This is a genomic window from Roseateles sp. GW821-FHT03B02 (assembly GCF_059421025.1).
In genome coordinates this window covers 590,509-609,496 of the sequence record NZ_JBWKUV010000001.1, presented here as the reverse complement: position 1 = coordinate 609,496, position 18,988 = coordinate 590,509, and the positions used below count along the sequence as shown (strand labels likewise).

The window sequence follows — 18,988 nt, the reverse complement described above, 5'->3', positions numbered from 1 at the left end:
CCCTGCGGGCCTCTTTCATGACGCCACTTTCTGCCCCCCGCTTCAAGCGCCTGCTGCTCACCGGCGCGGCCGGCAACCTGGGGCGCGTGCTGCGCCCGCGCCTGAAGGCCTACTGCGACGTGCTGCGCCTGTCCGACCTCGCCCCCATGGACCCCGCCGGTGATGGCGAGGAGGTGATGCAGGCGCCGCTGGAGGACCTGGCTGCCATGCAGTCGCTGCTGAAGGACGTGGACGCCGTCCTGCACTTCGGCGGCGTGTCCATCGAGAAGCCCTTCGACGTGGTGCTGCCGGCCAACATCGTCGGCGCCTACAACGTCTACGAGGCCGCACGTCAGCGCGGCGCCAAGCGCATCGTGTTCGCCAGCTCCAACCACGTGACGGGCTTCTACAGCCAGGGCGAGACCCTGACGCCGCAGGCCACGCCGCGGCCGGACAGCTACTACGGCTTGTCCAAGGCCTTCGGCGAGAACCTGGCCCAGTTCTATTTCGACCGCTACGGCCTGGAAACGGTGTCCCTGCGCATCGGCTCCAGTTGGCCGGTGCCGACCGACCGGCGCATGCTGTCGAGCTGGCTGAGCTTCGACGACCTGGAGCGCCTCATCGTCGCGGCGCTCAGCGCGCCGGTGGTGGGCCACAGCGTCATCTACGGCATGAGCGACAACCGCTCGACCTGGTGGGATAACAGCAAATCCAGCCACATCGGCTACCGCCCGCAGGACAGCTCCGAGCCCTGGCGCGCCGAGGTCGAGACGGCCCAGCCCTACGTCGATCCGAGCCGCCCCGAGGTTCGCTGCCAGGGCGGCGGCTTCGTGGTGCTGGGCCCCTTCGAGAAAGACCCGGCCGCATGAAGATCGCCTTCGCCCCCAACGCGCGCCGGCCCGACCCGGCCATCGAGGTGTTCGACGACGCTTTCCTGCCACTGCGCCTGTTCGCGGCCGGCGTGGAGCAGATCGCCACCGGCCTGGCCTGGGCCGAAGGGCCGGTGTGGTTCGGCGACGGGCGCTACCTGCTGGTCTCCGACATCCCCAACAACCGCATCCTGCGCTGGGACGAGACGACCGGCGCCATCAGCGACTTCCGCAACCCCAGCAACAACGCCAACGGCCATGTGCGCGATCGGCAGGGGCGGCTGGCGAGCTGCGAGCACCTCACGCGCCGCATCACCCGCACCGAGTACGACGGCCGCATCACCGTGCTGGCCGATCGCTTCAACGGCAAGCGGCTGAACTCGCCCAACGACATCACCTGCGGACCTGATGGCAGCTTGTGGTTCAGCGATCCGAGCTTCGGCATCGCGAGTGATTTCGAGGGCGAGCGCGCCGAGCAGGAACTGGCCCACGGCGTCTACCGCATCGACGGCACGACGGGCGAGCTCACGCTGCAACTGGACGACCTGCAAGGCCCCAACGGCCTGGCCTTCAGCCCTGACGGCAGGACGCTCTACGTCATCGAGAGCCGCGCAAGGCCGCATCGGCTGATCTGGGCCTACGACGCGGACGGCGCGCAGCTGTCGAACAAGCGCCTGCTCATCGATGCCGGCGGCCCCGGCGCGTTCGATGGCATGGCGGTGGACGTGCAGGGCAACCTGTGGTGCGGCTTCGGCGGCGACGGCAGCAAGGCCGCGGACCCGTCACAGCTCGATGGCGTGCGCGTCTACAGCGCCGAGGGCAAGCTGCTGGCCCACATCCACCTGCCCGAGCGCTGCGCCAACCTCTGCTTCGGCGGCGCCAAGGGCAACCGCCTCTTCATGGCCAGCACGCACTCGCTGTACGCGCTCTACGTGAACACGCGCGGCGCGGTGGCCTGAATTCAGGCCGCCAGGCTGTACCAGCAGGCCTTGTATTCGAGGAAATAGTTCTGGCTCGGCGCTTCGATTGCCTCGCCTTCAAACAGCCCCGCGGCGAAGCCGTAGACCTTCGGTAGCCGCGCATCCGCAGTGAAGACATGCGATCCGCAGCGGCTGCAGAAGGCGCGTTCCAGATTGGTCGTCGGCTCGAACCGTGTCAGCACCTCGGGGTTGACGATGACGACCTGCTCGCGCGGCGCCGTGATCCAGGTCGTGAATGCCGCGCCGCTCAGGCGGCGACACTCGCCGCAGTGGCAATTGCCAGGGCGGCGAAGGGGCCCCGGCACCGTGACGGTCACGGCACCACAGAAGCAGGAACCACGGGCGAGTTGAGTCATGGGCATCCATTCGTGAGGCATCGGCTGCTAAGCCTGCCACACCGCATACCCCGCTTCGCGCAGGCCGATGGCCAGTTCCACCTCCATGTCGCGGGCCGCGTCGTAGGGCATGGGGTTGTAGAACTCGTAGAGCTCCGGCATCAGGCGCACGCCGTACTTCAGCACGAAGCGGTTGGCCTGCACGCCGGCCATGTGGCGGTCGAAGCGCAGGTCGGGGTCCAGGCCGGTCATGCCGACATAGACGCAGGGTTTGGTGACGTCGTGGCCGGGGTTGGCCTTGCGGAACGCCGGCTCGTTCCACACGCGTTCGGACAACAGCACGACGTAGACGTGGTGGTGATCGCGGGGCAGTCGGCGCGGCATGGCGGCCGGATTGTCTTCGGCCGTCCATTCACAAGTTGTATCCCGTCCGGCCGTCAACCGTGCCGCAGTGCGTGCGTTCAAGCAGTACCGGTGGCAACGGCCATCGGTCGATCAGACGAAAGCACCCTCATGACCACCCTGACCCTCACCTTCAACGGCCCTGCCGCCCATGCTCGTCGAGCACTGGGCGGGCTGCTGCAACGCTTCCGCTCGGCCTATTTCGTCGAGTGCAGCAGCAGCGAGTACGCGGTGACGGCCGACGACGCGACCGCGGCGGAACTGGCCCGGCAGCCGCTGTGGTCGGCCCGGGTGGCGCCGGCGCAGCGCTGAGGGCGCGTGGCCCAGAACAATTGAAACCGGGGCTGCGGCCCGGCGAAACCGGGCTGAAACGACGGGTGGGGACGATGGCGCCAGCGATGCCGCTGTGGCACGTCCCATCCACCACCCGGAGGTTCCCATGTTCACGAAGATTCGCGTCCTGCTGGCCGCCGGCCTGCTCGCCACCGCCGGTGCAGCCTCCGCCGACGTCACCTACAAATGGGTCTGTGCCAGCCCTGGCTGCGCGAGCGACGCCGGCTTCTCGATGAGCATGACCTTCACGGACGCGGCCGTCGCGGCGGGCGGCTTCACGGGCGTCACCGGCAACATCGTCGATGCCAGGATCACAAGCTCGGTCGGAGGCGGCTACACCAACACACTGGCTGACCTCGTCAACTTCGACCCGGGCAGCAACGACAACGACCGCGACGACATCTCGGTGACCTTCAGCGCTGACCGCTCCGTCGTGGATGCGCTGTTCGACTTCGATGCGGGCGTGCTGCTGTGGTTCCAAGGTGTCGGCACGACGACCCATATCACCGAAGGCCTGTCGCGCGACTATTTCATTTCCGCGCGCGTGGGCGGCGGCGTCTCGGGAGTGGGCGAGATCCATGGCCTGCTGGTCCGCGACGACAGCCTTGCCCTACCCGAGCCGGCATCGCTGAGCCTGGTCGGGCTGGCGCTGTTCGGTGCCGCGGTCGTGCGGCGTCGCCGGGCCTGAGCCTAGTGGTTGTGCCGCGGTGGCGTGTCCACCACGCCGCGGTAGGGCACGGCCAGCTCCAGGCAGGCGCCGGTGGACAGCGGGCCCACCGTCGAGCGGTAAAGCTGCTGCCAGGGCGTCTGGCTCGCCGGCACGGTGGGCGGGGCTTCGGCACGCCGGCGTGACAGCTCCTCGTCACCCAGCAGCACGTCGCAGCGACCGGTGTTCAGGTCGACGCGGATGACATCGCCCGTGCGCAGCCAGGCCAGGCCGCCGCCCACGGCGCTCTCGGGCGAGGCGTGCACGATGGAGGGGCTGTCCGACGTGCCGGACTGGCGGCCGTCGCCCAGTGTCGGCAGGCTCATCACACCGCGGCGGATCAGCGCATCCGGCGGCTGCATGTTCACCACCTCGGCCGAGCCCGGCCAGCCCACCGGCCCCGCGCCGCGCATGACGAGGATGCAGCCCTCGTCGATGTCCAGCGCCGGGTCGTTGATGCGCGCGTGGTAGTCGTCGGCACCGTCGAAGACGATGGCACGCGCCTCGAAGGCGCCGTCCTTCAGGTAGCGCGCGCGGAAGGCTGGCGAGATGACGCTGGCCTTCAGGATGGCGAAGTCGAACAGGTTGCCGCCGAGCACGACGAAGCCGGCGTCTGGCTTCAGAGGCGCACTGAACGGGTAGATGACCTCACGGTCGCGGGTCTCGCGGCCAGCGAGGTTCTCCGCCATCGTGTGGCTGGTGACCGTGGGCCGCGCGGTGCGCAGCAGGCCGGCCTGCTGCAGCTCCCACATGATGGCCGGCACGCCGCCGGCGCGATGAAAACGCTCGCCGAGGAATTGCCCGGCGGGCTGCATGTTCAGCAGCAGCGGCACGCGCTGGCCGACCTCGGTCCAGTCGGCGGCGGTCAGCTCGATGCCGGCATGGCGTGCCATGGCGGTCAGGTGGGGCTGGGCGTTGGTGGAGCCGCCGATGGCCGCGTTGACGACGATGGCGTCGAGAAAGGCGTCGCGGTTCAGGATGCGTGAAGGCTTCAAGTCCTCGCGGGCCATCTCGACGATGCGCCGGCCCGTCTCGTAGGCCATCTGGCCGCGCTCCCGGTAGGGCGCGGGGATGGCCGAGCAGCCCGTCAGCGACAGGCCCAGGGCCTCGGCCAGCGCATTCATCGTCGAGGCCGTGCCCATGGTGTTGCAGTGGCCCGCCGAGGGGGCAGAGGCGGCGGCGATCTCGATGAAGGTGGCCTCGTCGATCTCGCCCGCCGCGAGGCGCCGACGCCCAGCCCAGATGGCGGCGCCGGAGCCGACGAGCTGGCCTTCGAACCAGCCGTCCAGCATCGGGCCGCCGGACAGCACGATGGCCGGAATGTCGACCGTCGATGCGGCCATGACCTGTGCCGGCGTGGTCTTGTCGCAGCCGGTGGTCAGCACGACGGCGTCCAGCGGGTAGCCGTGCAGGATCTCGACGAGGCCCAGGTAGGCGAGGTTGCGGTCCAGCGCCGCGGTCGGGCGGCGGCAGTTCTCGAAGATGGGGTGCAGCGGGAACTCCATCGCGATGCCGCCGGCGTCGCGGATGCCGTCGCGCACGCGCCGGGCCAGGTCGAGGTGGATGCGGTTGCAGGGGCTCAGGTCGCTGCCGCTCTGGGCGATGCCGATGATGGGCCGGCCCGAGCGCAGCTCCTGTGGCGTGAGGCCGTAGTTCATGAAGCGCTCCAGGTAGAGCGCCGTCATGTCGACATGGTCGGGGTTGTCGAACCAGTCTTGGGAGCGCAGGCGTTTGCGGTTCATCGCGCACGGCTCCGCAGATGCTTCATCAGCGCGCCGACGCCGTAGGTCCAGGGTGGCAGCGCGTCGCTGCGCTGCACCGTGTTGACGAGGGCGCCCAGTGCCGGGCTGGCAATCGTCACGCGGTCGCCGAGGCGGTGGGTGAAGCCGGCGCCGGGCGCGCCGCGGTCCTGGATGGGCGAGAACATGGTGCCCAGGAAGAGCATGAAGCCGTCGGGGTATTGGTGGTGGGGCCCGCAGGCGTGGCCGACCAGCTCCAGCGGGTCGCGGCTGATGGCCTGCATGCGGCTGATGCCGTCCAGCACGAAGCCGTCTTCCGCGCCCGTGATGCGCAGGCTGACCTCGGCGGCACGCACGCTGTCCAGCGTGAAATGCTCGTCGAACAGGCGGATGAAGGGGCCGATGGCACAGGAGGCGTTGTTGTCCTTGGCCTTGCCCAGCAGCAGCGCGCTGCGGCCCTCGATGTCGCGCAGGTTGACGTCGTTGCCCAGCGTCGCGCCGACGACCTCGGCGCGGCCGTTGACGGCCAGCACGACCTCGGGCTCGGGGTTGTTCCACTGCGAGTCGGGGTGCAGGCCCACCGCGGCGCCGAAGCCGACGGCCGACATGGGCTGGGCCTTGGTGAACACCTCGGCGTCCGGGCCCAGCCCCACCTCCAGGTAGGGCGACCAGGCGCCGCGCGCAACGAACTCGGCCTTCAGGCGTTGCGCGGCTTCGGAGCCCGGGCGGATGGCGGACAGGTCGCCGCCCAGCGTCGCCTTCAGTTGCTCGCGCAGCTCATGGGCGCGTGCCGCATCGCCGCCGGCCTGGGCCTCTATGACACGCTCCAGCAGGCTGACGGCGAAGGTCACGCCGCAGGCCTTGATGGCCTGGAGGTCGCAGGGGGCCAGCAGGCGCGAGCGCGGCGGGTCGGCCAGGGCTTCATCCATCAGCGTCTGCGCCGGCCCCAGGGCCATGCCCGGTGCGCGGCGGGCGACGTGCAGCAGCTCGGGGTGGTCCAGCAGTTCGGCCATCGTGGCCGCGTGGGCCGACAGGTCGACCACCTCGCCGCGGCGCACGGCCACCAGGGCCGGGCCGCCGGTGTCGTCGCGCCAGATGCGGCCGAGCAGCAGGGCGTTGTCGGCGTCAGTCGGGAGGAGTTCGGGTGTCCGAGGCATGCGCGGGGAATCTGATGGTGGGCAGTTCAATTGTGAGCGCAACCAAATTTGCTGCCAATCGGGGTGCCCCCGCCCGCACCAGAGGGCGGGTCAGACGATCAGGTACTCGGGATGGCGCTTCTGGATCTCGTCCACCGAGGCGAGCGTGCCGGACAGATGCTCCCGGACGGCCTGCTGCGCCGCCTCCGCGTCCCGCGATGCGATGGCCTCCAGGATGCTCAGGTGGGCGCCGAGGATCTGCTCGATCTTGCCGGCCGTCGGGATGTGCAGCAGCCGCAGGCGGTCCACATGGCCCGACATGCGCGCGACGACCGCCCAGAGCCGCGGCAGGCCGGCCGCTTCGTACATCAGGCGGTGAAAGGCCTTGTCGGCGGCGATGAAGCCGGGGAAGTCCTTCTTTGCCGCCAGCTCCGCCTGGACCGACAGCTGCTGGCGCAGCTCGTCGATGACGGCGTCGTCGTGTGCGCCGGCCAGCTGGCGCGCGATCTCGATCTCGATGGCGCGACGCAGCACATGGGCTTCGCGGGCCGCCGGCACGTCGATGCGGCTGACCTGCGTCGTGTACTGGGCCCGGATGAGGACCAGCCCTTCCTCGCTGAGCCGGATCAGCGCGTCGCGCACAGGCGTCTGGCTGACGCCGAAGCCCTTGGCCAGCTCCGCGCGGTCGAGAGCGCTCCCGGGGGCCAGTTCCAGCGAAACGATGGCGGACCGAAGGGCTTCGACGACCTGCGGTGCGGCGTGGCGGGTGGAATCTAGCGTGAAGTTCATGTCGGGTTGATCAGGTCTGCCGCCGGCACGCAATGGCCGGGCGCCATTTTCGTTGCAGGTCCCACACGAGGCGGTGGCGCCCGATGGTCCACAGCGGCCGGGTCGGCGGAGAAGCTCCGGACTGAGAGCGCTATCCAGCTCGCCGTGCGACAACGTCGGTCGGAGCGCAGCGTCGCCTTGATCGGCCACTAATACATTAGTACACACCCTTGTTGACGCTGTCTGGTGGTGAACGTAAATTGGAAATGTGCGCGCTACCATTTCATTTGTGCCAGTGCTTTCGACTGGTCATGGCGCCGGATCTCAGAACCACACGGAGACAACGATGAACCAACCTTTGATGCGACCGACGCGCCACGCGCGCCGGCAACTGGCCCTGGGCACCACCTTGCTGGCCAGCCTGATCGCGCAGGCTTACGCCCAGACGCCGGCACAGGCCCAGGATGCGCAAAAGCTCGACACGGTCGTCGTGACGGGCATCCGCGCTTCGCTGGAGAGCTCGGCCAACGCCAAGCGCAACGCGGTCGGCTTCATCGACTCGATCAGCTCCGAGGACATGGGCAAGTTCCCGGACAGCAACATCGCCGAATCCATCTCGCGCATTCCCGGCGTCACGCTGACGCGTGAAATCACTGGCGAAGGCCTGCAGATCCAGATCCGTGGCCTGGGCACCAACTTCACCCGCGTGCTGCTCAACGGCGCGCCGGTGGCCTCGGCATCCACAGGCCGGGTGGACTCGGGCAGCGCCAACCGCGAAGTCGACATGGACTTCCTGCCCGGCGAACTGTTCAGCCGCGTGACCGTCGTCAAGAGCCCCACGGCCTCCATGCTGGAAGGCGGCGCCGCCGGCATCGTCGACATGCGCAGCGCCCGCCCCTTCGACCGCAAGGGCCTTCGCACCGCCTTCACGCTGACCGGCACCAAGAACCAGCAGGCCGACCACTGGGGCAACCGCGGTTCGGCCCTGGTCAGCAACACCTGGGGCGACACGTTTGGCGTGCTGGCCGGCGTGGCCTGGTCCACCAACAAGGTCAAGACCACCGGCTTCGAATCCATCGGTTGGACCAACGCCAACCTGCTGGCCTCGCAGAGCAGCAGCGCCACGCGCAACAGCACCGGTGGCGGCAACTGGACCATCCCCGGCACCGTGCCCGCGAACGCTGGCAACGGCCTGACCGCCGGCACCACGATCGACCAGGCCTTCCTGCTGGCCAAGAACCCGGGCCTGACGATCGACCAGATCGACAACGCCATCATCCCGCGCCTGGGCCGGGCCATGGTGGCCGAGGGTAGCCGCGACCGCCAGAACGCCATCCTGTCGCTGGAAGCGCGCCCCAACAGCTCGGTGCGCCTGTTCCTGGACACCATCTACGGCCACAAGAAGAACGAGTTCGAGCGCAGCGACATGAACTGGGTGGGCCGCAACGGCTCGTCCATCCCGCTGAACCTGCAGGTGGATCGCACGGACTGCGCGAATGGCTGCGTGGTCACCAAGGGCACCTTCGCCAACTCGCAGTACTTCCTGGAATACCGGCCCTACACAGAGGACACCAAGTTCCAGAGCATCAACCCCGGCGTCAACCTGAAGATCACCGACGTGATCAGCGTGGACGTGCAGGCCAACAAGACGCGCAGCGACTTTCATCGCCAGTCGCCCACGGTGCTGTTCCAGACGGTGCTCGGCTCGGGCATCACGACCGAGTACGACAACACCAGCGGCGTGCCCATGCTGAAGGCGACCAACACGTTGACGGGGGCGACCGACATCCTGAACACGCCCGCTGCCTTCGGCTGGAACGGCGGCCGCGTGAACGTGCAGGAAGAGAAGCGCGCGGTGCGCACCTCGGGCCTGCGCGGCGCCCTCAACCTCGACACCGACCTCGTGGACATCAAGGTCGGCGGCGCCTGGGACAACGTGTCGCGCCGCATCGACTCGCTGAACAACGACGCCTACTGGTCCAACATCGTCTGCGGCCGCAACCTCAACGTCTACCTGCCCTCGCCCAACACGACGAACAAGAACGGCTGCAACGGCACGGGCGCCGCCGGCTCGGCCGCGGCCGACTACCCGGGCTACGGCACGGGCTACACCGCGGGCCAGACCGGCCTTCAATACCTCGGCTCGGCCATCCCGAACGCATCCATCCCGGGCTATCTGTCGGCCAACTCGCGCGGCTTCGTCGCGCTGGACTGGGGCAAGTTCGCCAAGGACGCCAACTACGCCGCCGCCCACGAGGCCGCGGTGCCTGGTGCCGGCGGTACCAACACCGGCGTGAACCCCGGCTTCTTCCAGGAGAAGGTCACGTCGATCTTTGCCGAGGCCAACGGCGAGGCGACGGTGTTCGGCAACAACCTGCGCTACAACGCCGGCGCTCGCTACGCAACGACGGAGCAGACCTTCGCGTCGCTCAGCACGCCCGCCGACCCGCGCAACGCCACGCTGCTGGACGGTGGCCGCTACCCGACGCCCATCGTCGAGAGCCTGACCACGACGACCTACGGCAACTTTCTGCCCTCGGCCAGTCTGGCCTACAACCTGCGCCACGACCTGCTGGCCCGCGCGTCGATGTCCAAGACCATCACGCGTGCCGACCCCACCTCGCTGCGCGCGCTGACGGCCAGCTTCACCGACCCCTCGGCCCAGAACGGCACGCTGACCAACCCCGACCTCAAGCCCTACGAGTCCAAGAACACCGACCTGGGCCTGGAGTGGTACACGGGGCGTGAAGGCTATGTGGCGCTCGCCTGGTTCAAGAAAGGCATCAAGGGCTTCACGGCCAGCCGCAACTTCAGCGTGCCCTTCAGCAGCCTGAGCCAGTACGGCATCAACTGGACCAGCGGCCTGAGCCGCGACCAGCGCCGCGCCCTCTACATCCGTGCCGGCTACGCCAACCCGCCGACGGACCTGGACGCGCTGCCCACCGGCCAGGCGCTGGCCGACATCAACGCGCTGCCCATCACGCTGTCGCAGACGCAGAACACGGCTGACAAGCTCTACATCAAGGGCCTGGAGCTGACGGTGCAGCAGCCGCTGGACCTGATCTCGTCCTACCTGAAGGGCTTCGGCGTCAGCGCCAACTACACCAAGGTCAAGCAGTCGGGCGCCAACGTGGCCATCGGTGTGCCGCCCTACACCTACAACCTGGCGGCGTACTACGAAGGCACCTACGGGGGCTTCCGTGTGACCAAGAACTTCACCAAGGGCACGCAGTCCAGCGGCACCGGCCAGAACGGCATCACCGCAGCGGCCTTCTACGGCATGGACTACGCCCAGGTGGACTTCACCTCACGGCTGAACGTCGGCGAGATCCTGGGCGCGGCCATCGGCTGGAAGAAGGACCTGCAGGCCACCTTCGACGTCTTCAACGTCACGCGGGCCTCGCAGCGCACCAACTTCCAGTTCGCCAACGCGCCTTACGCGATCTACGAGCCCGGTCGCACCTACCAGGTGGGCCTGCGCGCGAGCTTCTGACAGTTCAAAGCCTGTGTCTGCGCCAGCGGTCCGGGTGTGGCCCGCTGGCGATTCGGTGAGGGCCCCGTCGGCTGACGGCGGGGACCCTCACTTTTTTGTCTGTGCAGCCACGTCGGCCAGCAGCGACTGCAAGGTCAGGGTGGCGAGCAGGGCGGGCGCCAGCTCTGCCTCGGCGCCGGTGACAAGCTGAACGGTGGCCGAGGCCCTGGCGTTCTCGGTGACCCACACGCCCGACCCGCCAGCGCGCGGCACGGCCCCGCTGCTCAGGGCAAGGCAGACGGCGGACGCGGTCGGCAGGGGATCGCCCGGCAGCAGCGGCCGGGCGCTCAGGCCGGCCCGCCACGGCGACTGCAAGGCCAGGTCACGCAGCGGCGCACAGGCCGTAATGGAAGCCCTGGTGCGCGACCGCCTGGCCGCCGCCTGGATGCCGGGCCGGATGGCAGCGCCCTGCTTGTCACGGTCGATTTTTCCCGAGCGGCCAGACCAGCAGGCCGACAACCAGCGTCGTGCCGATCATCACGTTGCCGACCCAGTCGAAATGCGCCAGCCGGCCGTCGGTGCCGATGGTCACGATGTGGCCGGACACCAGCGCCGCCAGGCCGCCGGCGAGCTGCTGCAGCGCCGCGTTGATGGCCGTGAACGCGCCGCGCTGCTCGGGCGCCGGGATGCCGGTGACGATGACCTGCCAGGGCACCATGCGCGAGAAGATGCCGGCGAACATGACGACGTTGATGACCACCAGTGTCGTCAGCGACGAAGGCCCCAGCCGCGTGTAGACGGCCACCATCGCCACCGTGATGGTGCTGCCGGTGAAGAACACGGGCAGCGGGCCGAAGCGGTCGGTCAGCCGTCCCACCGTTGGCGCGACGACCATGGTGCTGATGCCGGTGACGAGGTAGACGATGGGCAGGTCGGACAGAGCTATGCCGACGTTGTGCACGGAGAAGGCGCTGGCGAACGGCATGATCATGAAGCCGCCCGTCGTCAGCAGCGCGGTGATGAGGAAGGCGTGCAGATGCCGGCGCCTGGCCACGGTGTGCCACAGGTGGGCGAAGGCGCTGCGGTCGGTCTGCAGCTTCAGGTGGGCGTCCACCGGCTGCATGCGCCAGGCGATCAGGAGACCGCCCACGGCGCCGAAGGCCACGAGCGCAAGGAAGGGCGCATGCCAGTCCCAGCGCGTGGCGAGGAAGAGGCCGAAGGGCAGGCCCAGCACCTGGCTGGCCGCGAAACCGCCTTGCAGCAGGCCCATGACGCGGCCGCGCAGCGCGGGCTCGAACAGGTCGGCCGCGATGGCCATCACGATGGAGCCGATGACGCCGCCGAACAGGCCGGTCACGATGCGCGCCAGCAGCAGCGACTCGAAGCTCGTCGCCAGGCCGCACCACAGCGTGCCGAGCAGGAAGCCGCCGTAGAAGAACAGCAGCAGGCGCTTGCGGTCGAAGCGGTCGGCGAAGCCGGCGGTGAGGATGCCGGAGAGGCCGGCGCTGAAGGCGTAGGCCGACACGACCAGGCCGAACTGCCGGGCCGTCATGGCCATGGCCGGCATGATCATCGCGCCCAGCGGCGACATGATCATGAAGTCCAGGATGACGGCGAACTGCAGCAGCGTCAGCAGCCCCGTCGCGAAGCGTTGGTAGGGCGTGAAGGCGGGGGCGTGGTGCTTGGCGTCGGGCATGGGCGCGCAGTGTGCGTCAGCCGGTGTCCAGGCATGGCAGCAGGGTGAATGCCGGGTATGGGATGCCGTCCTACGCGGACTCGCGCCGCAGCCTCACGGTGGCTGCGGCTTCAGGGCGCCAGAGTTGGAGCATCCCTTACCGCGGAGCCGCACCATGAACACAACGACGGACAGCCCGCCCGATGTGGCGGCACCGGACATGCTGCAACAGGCCGACGTGCTGATCTGCGTGGTCGGCACGGCCGAGGTGATGCGCGACGCCGAGGTCGATCTGGCGGTGCTTGCGGCGGACCGGCGCGTGCACCGGCTGGACTGGCGCCTGGATGACGAGTTCGGCGAGCCGCCCGTCGAGGCCGACTGGGCAGACGGTGTCATCGTGCTGAACTCCGACGCCTGGGCCGCGCCCACGGGTTGCGCCAGGTTGCAGGCCTTGCTGAAGATGGCCTGGCGCTGCGGTCGCACGGTGGCGCTGTGCGGCGACGCGATGAACTCCCTGGGCACGCTGGGCTTCCCCGCCGACGTTCCGGCCGAGGCTGAGGGCCTCTTCCTCTGCCCCCAGGGGCCGTGTGTGGGCACGCTGCGCGAGTTCCTCGACGCCGTCCAGGAGCAGCCGCACCGCGGCCGTTGAGCTGGCGCCCCTTGCAGGAGGCGTACCTGGGTCGGCCTTGCCGACGGCGCCGCGGCTCGTGCCGCAGCCCTTCGGCAAGCGCATCGCCTGTGCGGGTCTGCCGGAAGGCACTATCGGCGGATCAGGCCCACCACCAGGCTGACGATGGCCAGGACGACGAAGCCGTAGAACAGCAGCTGGGCGATGCCCGCCGCGCTGGCAGCGATGCCGCCGAAGCCGAACAGGGCCGCCACGAGGGCGATGACGAAAAAGATGATGGCGTAGCGCAGCATGAGGGGTCTCCTTGTGAATGGGACTGTTGGTCTTGCCAATCTAGGGCGCGGTTCCCGCGCGGTGTGCCGGCTTCGGCCGCGCTGCCGGGTAGGAAGGAGCCGACGCCACCGGTGTCGCGCCGCCGCAGCTGACGGGCGGCAGGTCTTCGCCGGGGTCGACGAAGGCCAGCAGCGCCGCCGGCGGCGCGAGGGCCCCGAGCGCGATGGCCGCGACGGCCTTGCCGCCCAGGGCGCGGCCCTCCAGCGCGATGCGAGGGTCGGCCAGCGTGCCCTGCACGCGCAGCGGTGAGCGCAGCGTCAGCAGCGAGAAGTCCTTGGGGCGGGCGACGAGGCGCAGATCCAGCGTCTCGTCGGCAAGGCTGATGCGGCCGTCGATGTCGATGCGGCTGTCGTGGTTGTCGACGATGGCGGTGCGCGGCCTCAGCTCGCCGGCCTTGAAGCGGCCGTCCAGCCGGGCGCAGTTCAGCGCCAGCCGGCGGTCGCCGCGCAGCCACACGGCCAGGCCCTGGGCCAGGTCCAGCCCCAGGCCTTCGGTCAGCAGGTGGGAGATGCTGCCCTTGTCGAGCTGCAGGCGCACGGGGCCGTCCAGGCTGCCCAGCAGCTCGGCGGGGCTGCGGCCGCGGCCCTGCACGTCGACGGCGGCGCGCAGCCGGCCCGTCACGGGATGCTGGGCCAGGCTGCCCGGCTGGAACTTCAGCCACTGTTCGATCGCCATGCCGCGCACGTCCAGGCCGACCTGCCACAGCGGCGGGCTGGGGCGGGTGTCCAGCCGCGCGGCGCCCGTCACCGCGCCGCCGCCGATGCCGGCGTCGATGTCGCCGAGGCTCAGCACGCCGTCCTCCAGCACGAGGCTGGCGCTCACCGGCATCAGCGGCGCCAGCCGGGCGGTGCCCAGGTCCAGCTGGCTCAGCGCCACGGCCACGCGTGCATCCATCGCGTTCAGGGCCGGCAGGTCCAGCGGCCGGTCGGGCAGCACGCGCCCCGGGCGGCTGCGCGGCGTGTCCGCGCCCACGGCGGGGCCCAGGTCGGCCAGGCGCAGCGGGCCGCCGCGCAGCAGGCCGCTGAGCCGGGGGCGCGGGCCGCGCGTGTCGAAAGCGAAGTCGCCGCCCAGCTGACTCTGGCCCACGCGTGCCACGGCACCGTCGAGCTGCCATACGCCCGCGGCATGCCGCAGCCGCCCGCTCAACGCCACCGGCGGCGTGCGCGGCAGCGTGATGCCGAAAGGCCGGCCGATGTCGGCCAGCGAGCGGCCTCGCACCCGCAGCAGGCCGTCCAGCGCGCGTGCGTCCAGCAGCGAGGCGGCCGTGCCGGCAAAGCCGAGACGGCCGTCGCGCTGCGTCAGCTCGGCGCGCAGCTGCACCGGCGGCAGGCCGGCCTCGGCGGGGGCCAGCAGGGCCAGGCCCGCGCCGGCCTCGGCCTTCAGCGCGAGCTGCTGGCCGCGCAACTGGCCCTGCAGCTCTGCCGTCCAGCGGCCGTCGGCCTGGGTGGCGAAGCGGGCTTCGCCCTGGAGCCGCAGTGGCGCGTCGTCCAGGCGGGCGCTGCCCTGGCGGATGACGAGATGGTTGATCTGCGGCAGCTCGGCCGGCTGCTCGCGCCGGCCGCCGGGCTGCACCGGCCAGGCGGTGCGGCCGGCAGCGTCGCGCTGCCAGTTCAGGCTCAGGGTGTCTGCCTGCACGGCGCGCAGTCGCAGCGGTGCGCCGAGGTGCCAGGCCCGGAGGTCGCGCCACTGCCAATTCAGCAACACAGCCTTCGCCTCGGCCAGAGGCTCGCCGCCGGGGCCGGTCACGCGCAGCCACGGGGCTTCGAGGCGGGGGCTGGGCAACAGGTGCAGGCGCGAGCCGGCGTCCAAGGCCAGTCCGCGGCCGGCGCGCGCGGCCAGCCACGGGGCCACGCCCGGCCAGCCGGCCCATTCCAGCCCGGCGGCCGCAGCGACAGCGGCCAGCACCGCGGCGCCCATGGCTTTGACGGCGGACTTCATGCGGCCATGCTCCCGGCCCGTCGATGACCCCGGCGTGGGACGGGCGCGACCCCGGCTGTAGGACGTGCCGCCGCCCGCCCTGGGTGAATTCCCGACCGTGCGGTCGGCATATCGCCGATACCATGGCCTGCCTTCACAGCCGTGCCGCCATGGACCTCACGATTGCCGCCATCCTGGGCCTCGACGGCCTGACCAACGGTGCCATCTACGCCCTCGTCGCGCTGGCCCTGGTGCTGGTGTTTTCCGTCACCCGCATCATCTTCATCCCGCAGGGCGAGTTCGTCGCCTTCGGCGCGCTGACGCTGGCCTCGCTGCAGATGGGAAAGGTGCCGGGCACGGTCTGGCTGCTGCTGCTGCTGGCCGCGGCTGCGGCGCTGCTGGATCTCGTGCAGGGCCTGCGCGAGCGCCGGGCCGTCGCGAAGATCGCCCTCGGCCTGCTGCAGACGCTGAGCTTCCCCATCGCCATGGCCGTGCTCGCGCCGATGCTGCTGACCCGCCAGCCCGGGCTGTGGCTGCAGGTGCTGCTGACGCTGGCCATCGTCACGGCCATGGGCCCGCTGCTGTATCGCCTGGCCTACCGCGCGCTGTCGGCGGCCAGCGTGCTGACCTTGCTCATCGTGTCCGTCGGCGTGCACTTCGGGTTGACCGGCATCGGCCTGGTGTTCTTCGGCGCCGAGGGCTACCGCACGCCGGCCTTCTGGGAGGCGCGCTTCGATGTGGGCCCGCTGAGCCTGACCGGCCAGACGCTCATCATCTTCGGCGCCTCGGTGGCGCTGCTGGTGGCGATGTTCGTCTTCTTCGAGCGCACGCTGACCGGCAAGGCGTTGCGCGCCACCTCGGTCAACCGCACCGGTGCGCGGCTGATGGGCATCTCGGGTGACGCGGCGGGGTCTTTGAGCTTCACGATGGCGGCCTTCATCGGTGCGCTGTCGGGCCTGCTGATCTCGCCGTCCACCACCATCTATTACGACACCGGCTTCCTGATTGGCCTGAAGGGCTTCGTCGCCGCGGTGTTCGGCGGGCTGGCCAGCTTCCCGATGGCGCTGGCCGGCGCCATCGGCGTGGGCCTGATCGAGAGCTTCGGCTCGTTCTGGGCCAGTGCGTTCAAGGAGGTCATCGTGTTCACGGTGATCCTGCCGGTGCTGCTGTGGCGGTCCTTCGTGGACCCGCACCACGAGGAGCACTGACATGCAGCGCACACATCTGGCCATCGCTGCGGCCGTCGCGCTGCTGGTGCTGCCCTTCGCGCCGGTGCCGGACTTCTGGATCACGCAGCTCAACTACATCGGCCTGTTCTCCCTCGTCGTGCTGGGCCTGGTGCTGCTGACGGGCGTGGGGGGGCTCACATCCTTCGGCCAGGCCGCCTTCGCCGGCGTGGGCGCCTATGCCACCGGCTATCTGACGACGGTGCTGGGCCTGTCGCCCTGGCTGGGGCTGGTGGCCGGCCTGGCGCTCACGCTGGCGCTGGCCCTGGTCATCGGCGCGCTGACGCTGCGCATGTCGGGCCACTACCTGCCGCTGGCCACCATCTGCTGGTGCCTGGCGCTGTACTACCTCGTCGGCAACCTGGAGAGCCTGGGCAAGTACGACGGCCTGCTGGGCCTGCCGGCGCTGTCCATCGGCGAGTTCAGCTTCCAGAGCGAGCGCCGCATCTATCTGCTGATCTGGCTGGCCGCGCTCCTGGCGGCGGTGGGCGTCACAAGGCTGCTGGACTCGCGGCCCGGCCGCATCATGCGCGCGCTCAACACCAACCGCGGTGGCGGCGCGACGATGCCCGAGGCCATGGGCGCCAGCACCTTCCGCTACAAGCTGACGATGTTCGTCGTCGCGGCGCTGCTGGCCTGCGTGTCGGGCTGGCTCTACGCCCACATGCAGCGCAGCGTGAACCCCTCGCCGTTCGGTATCAAGTTCGGCATCGAGTACCTCTTCATGGCCGTGCTGGGCGGCATCGGCACGGTGGGCGGTGCCTTCACCGGCGCGGCGCTGGTGAAACTGGCGGAGGACCAGCTCAAGGTAGTGCTGCCGCTGGTGTTCGGCGGTTCGGGCAACTACGAGATCATCGTGTTCGGCGTCGTGCTGGTGCTGGTGCTGCGCTTCGCGCCGGACGGCCTGTGGCCGCTCTTCGCGCGCTGGCTGCCGGCCCGCGGCAACAGGGCGGTGGACGAGAACGCCCCCCGCCTGAGCGCCCGCAGTCACCCGCAGCGCGGCGCGCCGCTGCTGGACGTTCGCAAGATCCGCAAACAGTTCGGCGGCCTCACGGCGGTCAACGACATCAGCTTCGCCATCAAGGCGGGCGACATCGTGGGCCTCATCGGCCCCAACGGCGCCGGCAAGAGCACCACCTTCAACCTCGTCTCCGGCGTGCTGCCGCTGACCTCGGGCGAGGTCGAACTGCTCGGCCAGCGCGTGGACGGGCGCGGCAGCCGCGAGATCGCGCGTGCCGGCCTGAGCCGCACCTTCCAGCACGTCAAGCTGGTGCCCGACATGACGGTCCTGGAGAACGTCGCGCTGGGCACCTACCTGCGCACCCGCACGGGCACGCTGCGGGCGATGCTGGGCCTGAACAAGGCAGAGGAAGCCCAGGCCCGTGCCGAGGCCATGCGCCAGCTGCGCCGCATCGGCCTGGCCGAGCAGGCGCACGAGCTGGCCGGCAATCTCGCCCTCGGCCCGCAGCGCCTCGTCGAGATCGCTCGGGCTCTCGCCAGCGACCCCTCGCTGCTGCTGCTGGACGAACCCGCCGCCGGCCTGCGCCACAAGGAGAAGTCCGCGCTCGCCGAGGTGCTGAGGCAGCTCAAGGCCGAGGGCCTGTCGCTGCTGCTGGTGGAGCACGACATGGACTTCGTCATGAAGCTGACCGACCGCATCGTCGTCATGGAGTTCGGCCGCTACCTGATGGACGGCACGCCCGCCGAAGTGCAGGCCAGCCCCGCCGTGCGCGCGGCCTACTTGGGAGCCGACGAATGAGCGCGCTGCTGGAAGTGAAGGACCTGCACGCCGGCTACGGCCGCGCCGAGGTGCTGCAGGGCTTGAGTTTTGCGGCGCCCGAGAAGAGCGTCGTCACCGTCATCGGCCCCAACGGTGCCGGCAAGAGCACGCTGCTGGGCGCGTTGATGGGCCTGATCCCGTCGCGCAGCAGCAGCCTGCGTTTTGGCGGCGAGGACATCGCCCGCCTGACGCTGGAAGAGCGCGTGCTGGCCGGCCTGGCCCTGGTGCCCGAGAAGCGCGAGCTCTTCGGCACCATGACGGTGGAAGACAACCTGCTGCTGGGTGGCTGGCGGCCCAAGAAGCTGGGCGACCGGCGCTGGCGCGACGGGCTGGAGAGCGTCTACGCGCGCTTCCCACGCCTGAAGGAGCGCCGCGTGCAGGCGGCCGGTACGCTGTCGGGCGGCGAGCGGCAGATGCTGGCCCTGGGCCGTGCGCTGATGGGCCAGCCGAAATTGCTGATGCTGGACGAGCCGAGCCTGGGTCTCGCGCCGCTGATCGTGCGCGAGATCTTCAACATCGTCGAAGACCTGCGCGCCACCGGCGTCAGCATCCTGCTCGTCGAGCAGAACGCCCGAGCGGCCCTGCGCGTGGCCGACCACGGCCATGTGCTGGAGACGGGCGAGTTCGGCCTGAGCGGGCCGGCGGATCAGCTGGCGGCCGACCCGCGCGTCATCGAGACCTATCTCGGCGCGGTCAAGGCTTGAGCATCA

18 protein-coding genes are annotated in these 18,988 nt (G+C 70.0%); 9 read left to right on the top strand and 9 right to left on the bottom strand.

The window, feature by feature from the left end; genetic code table 11:
- Positions 1 to 17: 17 nt before the first annotated feature.
- Together AC07VX_RS02665 and AC07VX_RS02660 are read left to right on the top strand one after the other, a co-directional pair.
- The gene (locus AC07VX_RS02665; RefSeq protein WP_493163271.1) at positions 18 to 848 is read left to right on the top strand and encodes an NAD-dependent epimerase/dehydratase family protein; all 831 of its coding nucleotides are present in this window, start codon (positions 18 to 20) and stop codon (positions 846 to 848) included.
- The gene (locus AC07VX_RS02660; RefSeq protein ID WP_493163272.1) at positions 845 to 1,807 is read left to right on the top strand and encodes an SMP-30/gluconolactonase/LRE family protein; all 963 of its coding nucleotides are present in this window, start codon (positions 845 to 847) and stop codon (positions 1,805 to 1,807) included. Before AC07VX_RS02665 ends, AC07VX_RS02660 begins: the two co-directional genes overlap by 4 nt.
- Positions 1,808 to 1,809: 2 nt before the next feature.
- Here AC07VX_RS02660 and AC07VX_RS02655 read toward each other — a convergent pair whose 3' ends face one another.
- Both AC07VX_RS02655 and AC07VX_RS02650 read right to left on the bottom strand, forming a co-directional pair.
- Positions 1,810 to 2,184, bottom strand: a complete 375-nt coding sequence (locus AC07VX_RS02655) for a GFA family protein (RefSeq protein ID WP_493183855.1) — start codon at positions 2,182 to 2,184, stop codon at positions 1,810 to 1,812.
- A 27-nt stretch (positions 2,185 to 2,211) separates the two neighbouring features.
- The gene (locus tag AC07VX_RS02650) at positions 2,212 to 2,547 is read right to left on the bottom strand and encodes a hypothetical protein (protein WP_493163274.1); all 336 of its coding nucleotides are present in this window, start codon (positions 2,545 to 2,547) and stop codon (positions 2,212 to 2,214) included.
- Positions 2,548 to 2,676: 129 nt separating this feature from the next.
- On the opposite strand from AC07VX_RS02650, the gene AC07VX_RS02645 reads away from it, so the two are divergent.
- Both AC07VX_RS02645 and AC07VX_RS02640 read left to right on the top strand, forming a co-directional pair.
- Positions 2,677 to 2,877, top strand: coding sequence for a hypothetical protein (locus AC07VX_RS02645; RefSeq protein ID WP_493163275.1), 201 nt, complete (start codon positions 2,677 to 2,679; stop codon positions 2,875 to 2,877).
- Positions 2,878 to 3,004: 127 nt separating this feature from the next.
- Positions 3,005 to 3,586, top strand: coding sequence for a PEP-CTERM sorting domain-containing protein (locus AC07VX_RS02640; RefSeq protein ID WP_493163276.1), 582 nt, complete (start codon positions 3,005 to 3,007; stop codon positions 3,584 to 3,586).
- A 2-nt stretch (positions 3,587 to 3,588) separates the two neighbouring features.
- On the opposite strand, the gene AC07VX_RS02635 is transcribed toward AC07VX_RS02640, so the two are convergent.
- From AC07VX_RS02635 to AC07VX_RS02625, 3 genes are all read right to left on the bottom strand, one after another.
- Positions 3,589 to 5,346: an IlvD/Edd family dehydratase gene (locus tag AC07VX_RS02635; RefSeq protein ID WP_493163277.1), complete on the bottom strand. Its 1,758-nt coding sequence runs from the start codon at positions 5,344 to 5,346 to the stop codon at positions 3,589 to 3,591.
- Positions 5,343 to 6,500, bottom strand: a complete 1,158-nt coding sequence (locus AC07VX_RS02630; protein ID WP_493163278.1) for a fumarylacetoacetate hydrolase family protein — start codon at positions 6,498 to 6,500, stop codon at positions 5,343 to 5,345. Before AC07VX_RS02630 ends, AC07VX_RS02635 begins: the two co-directional genes overlap by 4 nt.
- A 90-nt stretch (positions 6,501 to 6,590) precedes the next feature.
- The gene (locus AC07VX_RS02625; RefSeq protein WP_493163279.1) at positions 6,591 to 7,268 is read right to left on the bottom strand and encodes a GntR family transcriptional regulator; all 678 of its coding nucleotides are present in this window, start codon (positions 7,266 to 7,268) and stop codon (positions 6,591 to 6,593) included.
- Positions 7,269 to 7,593: 325 nt separating this feature from the next.
- Between AC07VX_RS02625 and AC07VX_RS02620 the strand changes: the two genes are divergently transcribed.
- Positions 7,594 to 10,740 (top strand): TonB-dependent receptor, encoded by a 3,147-nt coding sequence (locus tag AC07VX_RS02620; protein WP_493163280.1) that lies wholly within the window; start codon positions 7,594 to 7,596, stop codon positions 10,738 to 10,740.
- A gap of 87 nt (positions 10,741 to 10,827) precedes the next feature.
- Here the strand turns inward: AC07VX_RS02620 and AC07VX_RS02615 are convergent, their stop codons facing one another.
- Both AC07VX_RS02615 and AC07VX_RS02610 read right to left on the bottom strand, forming a co-directional pair.
- Positions 10,828 to 11,238: a hypothetical protein gene (locus AC07VX_RS02615; RefSeq protein WP_493163281.1), complete on the bottom strand. Its 411-nt coding sequence runs from the start codon at positions 11,236 to 11,238 to the stop codon at positions 10,828 to 10,830.
- Positions 11,195 to 12,415 (bottom strand): MFS transporter, encoded by a 1,221-nt coding sequence (locus tag AC07VX_RS02610; protein ID WP_493163282.1) that lies wholly within the window; start codon positions 12,413 to 12,415, stop codon positions 11,195 to 11,197. Before AC07VX_RS02610 ends, AC07VX_RS02615 begins: the two co-directional genes overlap by 44 nt.
- A gap of 154 nt (positions 12,416 to 12,569) precedes the next feature.
- Here AC07VX_RS02610 and AC07VX_RS02605 point away from each other — a divergent pair, with 154 nt between their 5' ends.
- Positions 12,570 to 13,043: a hypothetical protein gene (locus AC07VX_RS02605; protein WP_493163283.1), complete on the top strand. Its 474-nt coding sequence runs from the start codon at positions 12,570 to 12,572 to the stop codon at positions 13,041 to 13,043.
- A gap of 110 nt (positions 13,044 to 13,153) precedes the next feature.
- Here the strand turns inward: AC07VX_RS02605 and AC07VX_RS02600 are convergent, their stop codons facing one another.
- A complete protein-coding gene (locus AC07VX_RS02600; protein WP_493163284.1) occupies positions 13,154 to 13,315 on the bottom strand; it encodes a DUF1328 domain-containing protein in 162 nt (53 codons plus the stop codon).
- Positions 13,316 to 13,355: 40 nt separating this feature from the next.
- On the bottom strand, positions 13,356 to 15,293 hold the full coding sequence (locus AC07VX_RS02595) for an AsmA family protein (RefSeq protein WP_493163285.1): 1,938 nt from the start codon (positions 15,291 to 15,293) through the stop codon (positions 13,356 to 13,358).
- Between the two features lie 149 nt (positions 15,294 to 15,442).
- Here AC07VX_RS02595 and AC07VX_RS02590 point away from each other — a divergent pair, with 149 nt between their 5' ends.
- From AC07VX_RS02590 to AC07VX_RS02580, 3 genes are read left to right on the top strand one after another with little or no spacing between them, the layout of a single operon-like run.
- A complete protein-coding gene (locus AC07VX_RS02590; protein WP_493163286.1) occupies positions 15,443 to 16,480 on the top strand; it encodes a branched-chain amino acid ABC transporter permease in 1,038 nt (345 codons plus the stop codon).
- A gap of 1 nt (position 16,481) precedes the next feature.
- Positions 16,482 to 18,257 (top strand): branched-chain amino acid ABC transporter ATP-binding protein/permease, encoded by a 1,776-nt coding sequence (locus AC07VX_RS02585; protein ID WP_493163287.1) that lies wholly within the window; start codon positions 16,482 to 16,484, stop codon positions 18,255 to 18,257.
- Positions 18,254 to 18,982, top strand: a complete 729-nt coding sequence (locus tag AC07VX_RS02580) for an ABC transporter ATP-binding protein (protein ID WP_493163288.1) — start codon at positions 18,254 to 18,256, stop codon at positions 18,980 to 18,982. Before AC07VX_RS02585 ends, AC07VX_RS02580 begins: the two co-directional genes overlap by 4 nt.
- Positions 18,983 to 18,988: the final 6 nt, after the last annotated feature.